13 protein-coding genes are annotated in these 11,888 nt (G+C 66.2%); 4 read left to right on the top strand and 9 right to left on the bottom strand.

The window, feature by feature from the left end; all coding sequences use genetic code 11:
- Positions 1 to 60: 60 nt before the first annotated feature.
- Positions 61 to 978, bottom strand: coding sequence for a LysR family transcriptional regulator (locus tag MRS60_RS30865; RefSeq protein WP_034182517.1), 918 nt, complete (start codon positions 976 to 978; stop codon positions 61 to 63).
- A 128-nt stretch (positions 979 to 1,106) separates the two neighbouring features.
- Between MRS60_RS30865 and MRS60_RS30860 the strand changes: the two genes are divergently transcribed.
- Complete coding sequence (locus MRS60_RS30860; RefSeq protein ID WP_034182518.1) at positions 1,107 to 1,832, top strand: pirin family protein; 726 nt, start codon at positions 1,107 to 1,109, stop codon at positions 1,830 to 1,832.
- 61 nt (positions 1,833 to 1,893) lie between these two features.
- On the top strand, positions 1,894 to 2,496 hold the full coding sequence (wrbA, locus tag MRS60_RS30855) for an NAD(P)H:quinone oxidoreductase (RefSeq protein ID WP_034182519.1): 603 nt from the start codon (positions 1,894 to 1,896) through the stop codon (positions 2,494 to 2,496).
- A 120-nt stretch (positions 2,497 to 2,616) separates the two neighbouring features.
- Here the strand turns inward: wrbA and MRS60_RS30850 are convergent, their stop codons facing one another.
- From MRS60_RS30850 to MRS60_RS30825, 6 genes are all read right to left on the bottom strand, one after another.
- Positions 2,617 to 2,922, bottom strand: coding sequence for a hypothetical protein (locus MRS60_RS30850; protein WP_072440397.1), 306 nt, complete (start codon positions 2,920 to 2,922; stop codon positions 2,617 to 2,619).
- Between the two features lie 227 nt (positions 2,923 to 3,149).
- Positions 3,150 to 3,884 (bottom strand): LrgB family protein, encoded by a 735-nt coding sequence (locus MRS60_RS30845; protein WP_105391978.1) that lies wholly within the window; start codon positions 3,882 to 3,884, stop codon positions 3,150 to 3,152.
- Complete coding sequence (locus tag MRS60_RS30840) at positions 3,881 to 4,252, bottom strand: CidA/LrgA family protein (protein WP_034182620.1); 372 nt, start codon at positions 4,250 to 4,252, stop codon at positions 3,881 to 3,883. Before MRS60_RS30840 ends, MRS60_RS30845 begins: the two co-directional genes overlap by 4 nt.
- Before the next feature lie 346 nt (positions 4,253 to 4,598).
- Entirely contained in the window at positions 4,599 to 5,633 is a 1,035-nt protein-coding gene (locus MRS60_RS30835) for an alpha/beta hydrolase (protein WP_243567197.1), read from the bottom strand.
- A 57-nt stretch (positions 5,634 to 5,690) separates the two neighbouring features.
- Positions 5,691 to 6,116: an organic hydroperoxide resistance protein gene (locus tag MRS60_RS30830; protein WP_105391976.1), complete on the bottom strand. Its 426-nt coding sequence runs from the start codon at positions 6,114 to 6,116 to the stop codon at positions 5,691 to 5,693.
- A 223-nt stretch (positions 6,117 to 6,339) separates the two neighbouring features.
- Positions 6,340 to 6,906 (bottom strand): TetR/AcrR family transcriptional regulator, encoded by a 567-nt coding sequence (locus tag MRS60_RS30825; protein WP_152856017.1) that lies wholly within the window; start codon positions 6,904 to 6,906, stop codon positions 6,340 to 6,342.
- A 288-nt stretch (positions 6,907 to 7,194) separates the two neighbouring features.
- Between MRS60_RS30825 and MRS60_RS30820 the strand changes: the two genes are divergently transcribed.
- A complete protein-coding gene (locus MRS60_RS30820) occupies positions 7,195 to 9,051 on the top strand; it encodes an ABC transporter ATP-binding protein (RefSeq protein ID WP_243567195.1) in 1,857 nt (618 codons plus the stop codon).
- A gap of 238 nt (positions 9,052 to 9,289) precedes the next feature.
- Complete coding sequence (locus MRS60_RS30815) at positions 9,290 to 10,462, top strand: porin (RefSeq protein WP_105391974.1); 1,173 nt, start codon at positions 9,290 to 9,292, stop codon at positions 10,460 to 10,462.
- 146 nt (positions 10,463 to 10,608) lie between these two features.
- On the opposite strand, the gene MRS60_RS30810 is transcribed toward MRS60_RS30815, so the two are convergent.
- Both MRS60_RS30810 and MRS60_RS30805 read right to left on the bottom strand, forming a co-directional pair.
- Entirely contained in the window at positions 10,609 to 11,091 is a 483-nt protein-coding gene (locus tag MRS60_RS30810; protein ID WP_374955238.1) for a hypothetical protein, read from the bottom strand.
- Positions 11,092 to 11,323: 232 nt separating this feature from the next.
- Positions 11,324 to 11,785 (bottom strand): sodium:proline symporter, encoded by a 462-nt coding sequence (locus tag MRS60_RS30805; protein ID WP_217590483.1) that lies wholly within the window; start codon positions 11,783 to 11,785, stop codon positions 11,324 to 11,326.
- Between the last annotated feature and the right edge of the window lie 103 nt (positions 11,786 to 11,888).

The following is an 11,888-nucleotide window of genomic DNA, read 5'->3' as shown; positions in this document are numbered from 1 at the left end:
GCCTAATATTCTCCGCAATTTCTGCGGAGAATAACGCCCCCATTCACCGCACGCTGCCCGCTACCGCCGCCTGCCCGCCCCGCCCTTCGCGGCCGGCGCAGCCTCGCCAAGCCGTTCCGCGAGAAACCCGATGAACGTGCGCAGCGTGACGAATCCTTCGCGGTGCTGCGGAAACACCGCATTGAGCGTGATCGGCGACGGCGCATACGCATCGAGCACCGGCACGAGCGCGCCGCTGTCGAGCGCCGCGCCGACGATGAAGTGCGGCAGCAGCACGATGCCGAGCCCCGCGATCGCCGCGTCGCGCACCACTTCGCCGTTGTTCGCGACGAGCGGCCCCTGCACATCGAACGTGCGCGCCGCGCCGTCGACGCGGAATTCCCAGCCGACGCGCCGCTCGCGCCCGTACAGCAGGCACGTATGGCCGGCGAGATCGGCTGGTGTTTCGGGCGTGCCCTGCCGCTTCAGATAGGCAGGGCTCGCGCACGCGATCATCCGCCACGCGCCGAGCGGGCGCGCGATCAACGTCGAATCCTCGAGCGAGCCGATCCGCAGCACGAGATCGAAGCCCTCGCCGATCAGGTCGACGCGCCGGTCGGTCAGGTCGAGATTCAACCGCACGGCCGGGTGCGCGGACAGGAATTCGGCGATCAGCGGCGACACATGCGTGATCCCGAACGACAGCGGCGCGCTGATCTTCAGCGAACCGTGCAGCTCGGTGCTGCGCACCAACATTGCCTGCTCGGCGTCGGCGATCTCGGCAAGGATCCGCTGCGCCCGTACATAAAACTCCTGCCCCGATTCGGTCACCGCGAGATTGCGCGTGTTGCGGTGCAGAAGCCGCACGCCGAGCGACGCCTCCAGCGCCATCGTGCGCCGGCTGACGAACTGCTTGGACAGCATCAGCTGGTCGGCCGCCGCCGTGAAGCTGCCCGCGTCGACCGTCGCAACGAAGATCCGCAAGTCGTTGAGTTCCATATTGTCCACTCCATAGCGACAGTCATTATCTCTTCAGCCATTTATTTGTCAAATCGATTGACCTAAGATTCATCTCAACGAACGGCCGGACCCACTTCCGAGGCCCGGCGACTTCAAGGACAGAAATCATGATCGAAATCCGTGCAGCAAACCAACGTGGCCGTGCGGAGCATGGCTGGCTCAGCTCCCGTCATACGTTTTCGTTCGCGAATTACTACGATCCGAAGCAAGTCGGCTTCTCCGACCTGCTCGTGATCAACGACGACCGCGTCGCCCCGGGCCGCGGCTTCGGCACGCACCCGCACCGCGACATGGAGATCCTGTCGTACGTGCTCGACGGCGCGCTGGAACACAAGGACTCGATGGGCACCGGGTCGGTGATCGTGCCGGGCGACGTGCAACTGATGAGCGCGGGCACGGGCGTACGCCACAGCGAGTTCAACCACTCGCCGGACACCGGGGTCCACTTCCTGCAGATCTGGGTCGGGCCGGCCGAAAAGGGTGCCGAGCCGCGTTATCAGCAGACGAACGTCGCGGCCGACGACAAGCGCGGCAAGCTCACGCTGGTCGTGTCGCCGAACGGCGACGCCGGTTCGCTGAAGATCCGGCAGGACACGCGGATCTACGCGGGCCTGTTCGACGGCGATGAGCGCGCGACGCTGGAACTGGCACCGGACCGCTTTGCTTACGTGCACGTTGCACGCGGCAGCGTGACGGTCAACGGCGTGACGCTCGGCGAAGGCGACGGCGCACGCATCCGCGGCGAACAGGCGCTGACGCTCGCCGACGGCAACGATGCCGAAGTGCTGGTGTTCGACCTGCGCCCGGTCGAAGTGACGGCCGAGTGGGCATAACGCCCGTTCGGGAAACCGGGCCCCGCCGAACGCGGGGCCCTTTTAATCGGAGATTCGCATCATGGCCAAGGTACTCGTTCTTTACTACTCGTCCTACGGGCACGTCGAAACGATGGCGCAACACGTCGCGGAAGGCGCGAAATCGGTGCCCGGCGTCGAAGTCGCACTCAAGCGCGTGCCGGAAACGATCCCCGTGGACCAGGCCAGGGCGATCGGCGTGAAGGTCGACCAGGCCGCACCGGTCGCCACGGTGGACGAACTCGCCGATTACGACGCGATCATCTTCGGCACGCCGACCCGCTTCGGCAACATGGCCGGCCAGATGCGCACGTTCCTCGACCAGACCGGCGGCCTGTGGATGAAGGGCGCGCTCGTCGGCAAGATCGGCAGCGTGTTCGCGTCGACCGGCACGCAGCACGGCGGCCAGGAAACGACGATCACGTCGTTCCACACGACGCTGCTGCACCAGGGGATGGTGATCGTAGGCGTGCCGTATGCGTGCAGCGGGCTCGTCAACATGAACGAAATCACCGGCGGCACGCCGTACGGCGCGACGACGCTCGCAGGTGCGGACGGCAGCCGCCAGCCGAGCGCGAACGAACTCGAAATCGCGCGCTACCAGGGCAAGCACGTCGCGGAACTCGCGAGCAAGCTCGCGTCGTAACGCGTCGCGCCATCCGGGAATCCGCCGGCCGCACACGGTCCGACAATCCCGGAAAACCGCACACGAACGGACGGCGCCGGGGCAACCCGGCGCCGTCCGTTCGTGCGTGTTTGCCGGCCGTTACTGCCCAGAAGCCGGCGCGGCGGGCGCCGCCTTCGTCGCGGGCGCCTTCTGCACGGCGTTCTGCGGATAATTGCTCTGGTCGTTGGTCAGCCGGTAGCCGCTGCCGGTGCCGATCGCCTTCAGGTCCGACGCGTGGCGTGCCCGTGCCGCCTTGCGCGCCGCCTTCTTCTGCGCCTTGTCGAGCTGCTTCTGCGTCGGCGCGGACGCCGGATCCTGCGCGTATGCCGCCGGCGCGGCGGTCAACAGCAGACCGAACGACGCCGTTACTGCTGCTGCCACTGAAACCACGCGAGACTTCTTCATGACCGGATCTCCTTGTCGATTGTTGGGTGTGGGTCGAATATCAGCGCGCACGCGACGGCTTGCGACAACGGCGCCGATGCAACGTTAGCCGATCGCTGCGCAAATGTCCGCGTGCGTTCCTGAATTCTCCTGATAACGACAGCGATACATGGGCGCCGGGCACGCCGTCGGGACGGCATGCCGTCCGCGCCCGTCAGGGAAACCGATAACCCCGCAGCAGCCCGCGCTCAGACCCAGCGCGACAGCACCGGCAGCAGGATCGGCACGACGAAGGCAGTCAGCACACCGTTCAGCCCCATCCCGAGCCCGGCGAACGCGCCGGCCTCCTCGCTGACCTGGAACGCGCGCGCGGTGCCGATCCCGTGCGACGCGACGCCGAGCGCGAAGCCGCGCACGGCCGGCTCGTCGATCCGCAGCGCGTTGAGGATTCCGCGTGCGCACACGGCACCGAAGATCCCGGTCGAGATCACGAGCACGGCGGTCAGCGACGGAATGCCGCCGATCTCCGCGGCGACGGCCATCGCGATCGGCGTCGTCGCCGATTTCGGCGCGAGCGACGCGATCGTCTGGTGCGATGCGCCGAACAGCGCGGCGATGCCGACCGCCGACACGATCGCGGTCAGCGAGCCCGCGAGCAGGCCGGCGAGCAGCGGCAGCGCGCTGCGCCGCAGCTTGGACCACTGCCGGTACAGCGGCAGCGCGAGCGCGACGGTCGCGGGGCCGAGCAGGAAATGGACGAACTGCGCGCCTTCGAAATAGGTCGGATACGGCGTATGCGTGATCGTCAGCAGCACGACGATCAGCGCGACCGCGATCAGCACGGGGTTCGCGAGCGGGTTGAAGCGCGCCCGTGCATAAACGGCCTGCGCGAACAGATAGGCGATCAACGTGATGGTCAGGCCCAGCAGCGGGGTCGCGGCGAGATAGACCCAGATCGCGCCGAGTTTCGGGAACGCCGTCATTGCGTGCGCTCCGCGGTGCCGTCCGCGCGGCGCTGGCGCCGCAGCAGCGCTCGCGTGACGAGCGCCGTCACGGCGATCGCGAGCGTGGTGCTCACCGCCAGCGCGACGACGACCGCCACCGCATCGCCGCGCACGCGGTCGGCCGACACCATGATGCCGACGCCGGCCGGCACGAACAGCAGCGACAGATGGCGCAGCAGCTCGAGCGCGGTCGGCTCGATCGCGTCGGCCACCTGCGGACGCAGCATCACGAAGCCGAACAGCAGCAGCATGCCGATCACCGGGCCCGGCACCGGCAGGGCGAACAGATAGGACACGCCTTCCCCTAGACACTGGAAGACCAGCAAGACCGCGAACGCCTGCAGCATGAACCGCTTCTCCAGAAGGTGGCCGCGAGTCCGCGCGGCCGCCGGGCCGGCGGCTTGCGGCGCCGGCGTGAACGATATGCGCGATCGTACCAACAATGCCTGCGAGCGGTCGCGACGGCGCAATCGCACGATCGCGCGATCCCGATTCGGCCGTTTCAATCCGGTCGGATCAAGAGATCAGGCGGAACCGGGCGAGACGAAGGAGCGATAGCGCGACGGTCCGGACGCGAGTGGTGTCGTCCTTCACCGCGCCTGTCGTCCGTATGCAAAAACGGCGGGCATGAGCCCGCCGCTTCGTCGTTCGCATTCGAATGCATTCTTTCGAATTCGAATGCCACCCGCCGCGTTACTTCAGCCGCGTCGCGATTTCATTCGCCAGCGCCTTCGTCGCGGCCTTCGTCGGTGCATCCGCAGCCAGCGCGTTCAGCAGACCGAAATCATGGATCGTGCCGTCGTAGCGCGTGGTCGTCGCGTCGACACCGGCCGCGTCGAGCTTGCGGCCGTACGCTTCGCCTTCGTCGCGCAGCACGTCGAACTGCGCGACCTGGATCAGCGCGGGCGGCAGGCCCTTCAACTGCGCGGTGCTCGCGCGCAGCGGCGACGCGTAGATCTCGTTGCGTTGCGCTTCGTTCTTCGTATAGGCATCCCAGAACCACTTCATCATCGGCCGCGTCAGGAAGTGGCCCTGCTGATACGCGTCGTACGAGCCCGTGTTGAAGTTGTGGTCCGTGACGGGCCACATCAGGCCCTGGAAGCGGATCGCGGGGCCGCCCTTGTCCTTCGCCATCAGCGACACCACGGCCGCCATGTTCCCGCCGACGCTGTTGCCGACCACCGCGAGGCGGCTGCCGTCGACGCCGATCTCCGCACCATGCGCGGCTACCCACTTCGTCGCCGCATACGCCTGGTTGATCGCGACCGGGTAACGCGCTTCCGGCGACGGCGTGTAATTCACGAACACCGCGACCGCCCCCGACTGCACGACGAGATCGCGCACGAGGCGTTCATGCGTCGGGAAGTCGCCGAGAATCCAGCCGCCGCCGTGGAAGAACATGAACACCGGCAGCGTGCCCGTCGCGCCTTGCGGGCGAACGATCGTGATCGGCACCGACAAGCCATCCTGCTCGATCGTGCGGTTCGACACGTCGATGCCCGACAGGTCGACCTTCGCGCCGTTCTGCGCATCGGCCAGCACCTGGCGCGCCTTCGCGGGGCTCAACGTTTCGAGGCCGGGGCCCTTCTGGCCGTTCAGCGCGGCGAGGAACCCGCTCGTCGCCGCATCGGGCCGGACGGCTTCGGCGCCGGCGGCGAATGCGGTGGACGCGGTGGACAACGCGGCTGCAACGGCGGCGGCGATCAGCAGCGGCTTGACGATCTTCATGACGAAACTCCTTGGCTTAACCGGTGAATGGCGATCAATGGTTCGTAGTACGTGCGATCAGACGAGCGTCAACGTGACGTCGATGTTGCCGCGCGTCGCGTTCGAGTACGGGCAGACGATGTGTGCACGGTCGATCAATGTTTGCGCGGTGTCGCGATCGAGGCCGGGCAGCGAGATCTTCAGTTCGACTTCGATGCCGAAGCCGTTCGGGATCGCGCCGATGCCGACGCTGCCTTCGATGGCGGCATCCGCGGGAATCGCGATCTTGTCGCGGGCCGCGACGAACTTCATCGCGCCGATGAAGCACGCGCTATAGCCGGCCGCGAACAGTTGCTCGGGGTTCGCGCCTGCGCCGCCCGCGCCGCCGAGTTCGCGCGGCGTGGTCAGCTTCAGGTCCAGGCCGCTTTCGGGCACCGTGGCACGGCCGTCGCGGCCGCCGGTGGCTTTTGCATGGGCGCGGTACAGCACTTTTTCGATCGACATGACAGACTCCTTTTCAATCAGTGAGTGAAACAGCCTTCCAACCCGGGACCGCACGCCGAAAGCCTTGCCGCCGACGTTACGTTTATTTATCTACTCATAGATAGATAAACATCCCTAAAAAATGCAGGCGGTCGATCCACCTGCTCCGATCATCTATCTACCAACAGATAGACAACAAACCCCAACAAAAGGCGGCGAACCGCCTGACCGCTTGCCCCGTCCGTCAGGACCGGGTTTTCCAGACGGCCTCGACATCCTCGAGACGCGCCCGCGTGTGAAACAGCCGGCTGGCCAGCACGCTGCCCTGGAACGCCGCGTACAACGTGCGCGCCGCCGTTTCGGGCTTGCCGCTGAACTGCAGCGTGCGTTCCTTCGCGCCCTGCGCCAGCAATTCCGCAAGCCAGCTCTCGTTGGCCTTGAAGAACGCCTGCACGGCCTGCCGCACGTTCTCCGGCAACGATTCGATGTCGGCCGCGAGCATCCCGCACAGGCAGATCTGGTTGCCGTCGCCGAGCGTCCGGCCGAACAGCTTCGTATACAGGCTCAGCTTCACGTCGGCCGGCAACGCCGGATCGATCGCCCGCATAGCCGCGAGGACTTCGTCGCTATACGCCGCTACCGCTTCCAGCACGAGATCGTCCTTCGACGGGAAGTAGTAGTGGATGCTCGACGTCTTCACGCCCACCAGGTCGGACAGGTCTCGATAGCTGAAGCCGTTGTAACCGCGCAGCATCATCAGCGTGATCGCGTGGTCGAGAATCTGTTCGCGGACGGTCGGTTTCGTTTCCATGGATCGAACTTTATCTACTCATAGATAGACAGTCAAGGGATTTTTTTTGGGGGCGGCATGAAAAGCCTCGAAAAACCGGAAGCACGGGCACACGCCGCCCCGCACGGCCGCGGCTGCTTACAACCGGCCTGCAGCCCGATCGAATCGATGCGACACTCGCAGCCAGGCGAAGCGACCACGACGCAATCGTCGGTCGGATGTGCGCGCCAGCGCCCCGACATCGCGTCGCGCCCGGCACCTGCATCACCGGCCCGCCCGCTTCGTCGGACCGTATAAGGAGAACAGTCGATGTACTCGTGGTTTGAACGGCGCCTGCCGACTTTCCCGCTCGAAGATCCCGTCACGCCGCCGAAGGGATTCTTCTCGTTCGTCTGGGCGTGCACGAAAGGCGCACGCAGCTGGATTTTGCTGATCGCGCTGACGTCGGCCGCGCTGGCCGCGTACGAAGCCGCGCTGTTCGCGATGATGGGGCGCGTGGTCGACTGGCTGTCGTCGGCGGCGACGCCGGCGGAATTCGGCGGCCGTCACTTCGGCACGCTTGCCGGTTTCGCGGCGATCCTCGTCGGCAGCGCGCTGCTGATCGCGCTGCATACGATGGTCAAGCACCAGGTGCTCGCGATCAACTTCCCGATGCGGCTGCGCTGGCTGTTCCACCGGCTGATGCTCGACCAGAGCCTGTCGTTCTATGCGAACGAATTCGCCGGCCGCGTGACGACCAAGATCATGCAGACTGCGCTCGCCGTGCGCGATGCGCTGTTCATGTCGGTCGACGTCGTGATCGGCGTCGCCGCGTACCTGATCGGCATCCTCGCGCTCGCGGCGAGCTTCGACTGGCGGCTGATGATTCCGCTCGCACTGTGGGCGCTCGGCTACGGCTTGGCGTGCGCGTTTTTCGTGCCGCGCCTCGGCGCCGTCGGCAGCCGGCAGGCCGACGCGCGCGCGCTGATGACGGGCCGCATCACCGACGCGTATTCGAACATCACGACCGTGAAGCTGTTCTCGCATACGCGGCGCGAAGCCGACCACGCACGCCGTGCGATGGAGGCGTTCAAGGCGACCGGCGACGCGCAGATGCGGCTCGTCAGCGCGTTCGAGATCGTCAATCATCTGCTGTCGACGCTGCTGCTGGTCGGCTCGACCGGCCTCGCGTTGTATCTGTGGATGCATGGCGAAGCGAGCGCAGGCGTCGTCGCGGCCGTGATCGCGATGGCGCTCCGCCTGTCGAGCTATTCGCACTGGATCATGTGGGAGATGACCGAACTGTTCGAGAACGTCGGCACGATCCAGGACGGCATCAATACGCTGACGAAGGTGCGCAGCGTGGTCGACGCGCCCGATGCGAAACCGCTCGCGGTGCAGCGCGGCGCGATCGTGTTCGACAACGTGCAGTTCGCGCACGAGGACAACGACCGCGCGGTGTTCGACGGGCTGAACCTGACGATCCGGCCGGGCGAGCGGATCGGCCTGATCGGCCGCTCGGGTGCCGGCAAGTCGACGCTCGTGAACCTGCTGCTGCGTTTCTACGACGTGGGCGGCGGCACGATCCGGATCGACGGGCAGGACATCGCGCACGTGACGCAAGACAGCCTGCGCAGCGCGATCGGGATGGTCACGCAGGATACGTCGCTGCTGCACCGGACGATGCGCGAGAACCTGCTGTACGGTCGCCCCGATGCAACCGAGCGCGAAATGCAGGACGCGGCCGTGCGCGCGGAGGCGTCCGAGTTCATCGACCGGCTGCGCGACCGCCACGGGCGCAGCGGCTACGACGTCGAGGTCGGCGAGCGCGGCGTGAAGCTGTCGGGCGGCCAGCGGCAGCGCGTCGCGATCGCGCGCGTGATGCTCAAGGACGCACCGATCCTGGTGCTCGACGAAGCGACCAGCGCGCTCGATTCCGAAGTCGAAGTCGCGATCCAGCGCAGCCTCGATACCCTGATGAGCGGCAAGACGGTGATCGCGATCGCGCACCGGCTGTCGACGATCGCGGCGATGGACCGGCTGATCGTGCTCGACGAAGGGCGCATCGTCGAGGAAGGCACGCACCAGCAACTGCTGCAGGCGGGCGGCATCTATGCGGCGCTGTGGGCGCACCAGAGCGGCGGGTTCCTCGGGGAGACGGCGGAGGCGGAGGGCGCGGAGCAGTAGGCGCCGTGTCGAAACTTCAGGCGTCGTGCCCAACAGCGCGGACACCTGAAACGGCGTGTCCCTGCCGAATCGGTTGCCAACACAACGATACGACGATACACCGAGCGACGCGCCGACCGATCGCGACGCCGTCGCGCCGCCTCATAACGATTCGAAAATTTGTTGGTTCCCTTGACGATGCGCTGTCCGTATCGTTCACCGACTCGTCAGACACATCGACCAACGGGGGAATCCAACCATGAAACGAATCCGCTCATTCGCACTGCTCGCGCTGCCGGCCGCGCTCTGCGCCGCCGGCGCGCATGCGCAAAGCAGCGTCACGCTGTACGGCATCGCCGACGCGGGCATCGCCTACGTGCACAACGCGCAGAACGCGAGCGGCGGCAACGCGTCGAGCCTCGTCAAGTTCAGCAGCGGCAACCTGTCGGGCAGCCGCTGGGGGCTGCGCGGCATCGAGGATCTCGGCAGCGGGCTGTCCGCGCTGTTCCAGCTCGAGAACGGCTTCAACATCGGCACCGGCGCGCTCGGCCAGGGCCAGCGCGAATTCGGCCGCAAGGCCGTCGTCGGCCTCGCGAGCAGCACATACGGCACCGTGACGCTCGGCCGCCAGTACGATCCGGTCGTCGATCTCGTGCAGGGCCTCACGCAGGACAACTACTTCGGCGGCGTATTCTCGACGCCGGGCGACCTCGACAACTACGACAACAGCCTGCGCGTCAGCAACTCGGTGAAATACACGAGCCCGCTGATCTCGGGCTTCCAGTTCGCGGCGCTGTACGGCTTCGGCGGCGTTGCGGGCGCCACCGGTAACGGCCGCACGTACAGCTTCGGCGCGAGCTATGCGAACGGCCCGCTGTCGCTCGGCGCAGGCTATTTCTATGCGAACGGCGGCTCGACGGTCGCCAATGGCGTGCGCACGTGGTCGAGCAGCTCGGACACGCTGTTCAATACCGTGATCAACCAAGGCTTCTCGAGCGCGAAGTCGATCCAGATCGTGCGCGTGGCCGGCCAGTACGTGGCCGGGCCGGCGACCTTCGGCCTCGCGTATTCGAACACGCAGTACGGCGCGGACACGCTGTCGGCGTTCAGCCAGAACGCGAAGTTCAACAACGGCTCGGCGTTCTTCAACTGGCAGTTCTCGCCGGCGCTGCGCGCGGGCGTCGGCTACAACTACACGTCGCTGACGGGCCCGGCTTCCGCGCACTACAACCAGGTGAACCTCGGCGCGGATTACGCGCTGTCGAAACGCACCGACCTGTACGCGCTGTTCGGCTATCAGAAGGCAAGCGGCAACACGCTCAACGCGAGCGGCGCGACCGTGAAGGCCGCCGCGTCGGTCGGCTCGTACGGCGTGAACTCCGGCACCGATACGCAGGAACTCGCAATCGTCGGGATTCGCCACAAGTTCTGATCGCGACGTCGCATCGCGACAGGCAGGCGCGCACGCATGGTGCGCGCCTGCGCCGTTTTTTACACTGTCCGCGTTCCCGTAAAAACGTTCAGCTTAACTTATCGTCAGAACCGGGCAACGCGGTTGCCTTGCGTCGAAATGCTGGCCTAATGGCGTCGCATTCCGCCAGCCCCGCTCATACCGCCGAACCGATGCATGCCGCCGAACCCATGCCCGCCGCCACCGAGGAACGGGCCGCGGTGAAAGCCTGCACCCATCGGCACGCCGAAGCGGCGATGATCCATCCGATTGAAATGATCGAAGTGGTGGAAATGGTGGAAACGATCGACGAAGACAAAGCTCACGCCCGCGCCGATGAAAAGCGGCGGCCCCCAATACCACGGGTCGGCATACGGATAGGCCGCCGCCGGGTACCACAGCACGCTGCCGTCTGCACTTTGCACGATCTGCCATGTGCCATCGCTTTGCAGACACGCACGCCCCACGATTTGCTGCTCCGTACCGTCGATGTCCGCTTGCGCGACGACCGCGCGGCAGTTTGTGCCGTAGTCCGGTAATTCGTCATCCATTTGCGCAAGGACGGGCGCGGAAAGGCCAAGACAGACGATGCCTATCCCGAATCGAAACATGTTGCCCACGATCGGCTCCTGCATTGTTGCCCCCGACCATTTGACCGCCGGCGTCACGGGCGGCGCCCGGCACGCTGGATTGCTTGCGCAAGATTCATCGCGCGGCGGTAACGGGCCACCGCTTCTATCGGGTCTCCTGACGGCTAAACGAAGCAGCACGCCCGGTTATTCCAGGGGTCGGGATGCGAATGACGGAAGCGGGCGCCGTCGGCAATCGTTGCCGCGGCCAGCGTCAAACCGGGCGTTTGACGACGTGATAGGTGGCCGCTGCCGTGACCCCGAATACCAGATGGGCCACCAGCGTGATCGCGCCGCGAACCGGGATGAACCACGGGAAGATCGCCGTGAAGGCGTGCAGGTTGACGCCATACAGGATGAGCCCGAACGCGCCGCCTGCGAGAAGCGCGGACCCGAGCGACATGTTCCGGACCACCTTCGCCAGCACGGCCGCATAGGCAAGCGACAGAGCGGCGTGCACGAGTGTCGCGACACCCATGACCATCGGATCGAAGCCGGCGGACGTGTCGAGCACGCCGCGCCCCATCACGATGGCTGCCGTCAGGCGCGCGTCGCGAAACAGGTTCCGCATGGCGTCATCGCCGGCGATCGACCAGAGCAGCAGCTCGATGACGGTCGACCCGACAGCCGCGCCAAACGCTGCGCAGAGAATCGGCACTGGACTGGTTTGTTTCAATTGGCGTCCCCATCGCGACCGGCCGATGCATCGAAGCGGCGTGCGCCCCGTCCGCTCCGATTCCGGTCGGGCAGCGTGTGCCCGCGATACCGAACCGGGCGGC

This window comes from Burkholderia pyrrocinia, assembly GCF_022809715.1.
In the GTDB taxonomy this organism is placed as follows: Bacteria; Pseudomonadota; Gammaproteobacteria; order Burkholderiales; family Burkholderiaceae; genus Burkholderia; species Burkholderia pyrrocinia_C.
Note: the sequence above shows the minus strand (reverse complement) of the source record. Positions and strands in the feature narration are given on the sequence as shown.